At 31.9% G+C, this 448-nt stretch carries 1 protein-coding gene; it reads left to right on the top strand.

Annotated elements, in window-relative coordinates:
• Positions 1-448 (top strand): group II intron maturase-specific domain-containing protein (locus tag FAY47_RS19955; RefSeq protein ID WP_279232231.1); only part of this gene is annotated, 448 nt, incomplete at both ends.

The raw sequence follows: 448 nt of genomic DNA, 5'->3' as shown, positions 1-448 counted from the left end.
AAACTTAAAGTAAATAAGAGTAAAAGTGCAGTAGACTTTGTATCTAGAAGAAAATTCTTAGGATTTTCATTCTATTTTGCGAAAAGCGGAGCCGAAATAAGAATTCACGAAAAGTCAGTAAAGAGATTTAAAGATAAGATTAAATTTTATACTAATAGAAATACAGGAATTAGTATTGAATATAGGTTGGAGAAATTAAATCAAATAATGAGAGGGTGGATTAATTATTATGGAATAGCTAACGCGAAAGCGAAGCTAGCGCAACTAGACCAATGGATTAGGAGAAGACTAAGAGCTTGCATATGGAAACAATGGAAGAAGATTAGCACTAAACAGAGAAATCTAGTAAAGCTAGGAGTTAATAAATACAAAGCATGGGAGTATGCAAATACAAGAAAAGGCTATTGGAGAATCTCCAACAGCCCTATCTTAAGCAAATCTTTAAATA

It is taken from the genome of Clostridium sp. HBUAS56017, from assembly GCF_007115085.1.
In the GTDB taxonomy this organism is placed as follows: Bacteria; Bacillota; Clostridia; order Clostridiales; family Clostridiaceae; genus Clostridium; species Clostridium cibarium.
The sequence above is the reverse complement of the archived record's forward strand: the minus strand, read 5'-3'. Positions and strand labels throughout refer to the sequence as shown.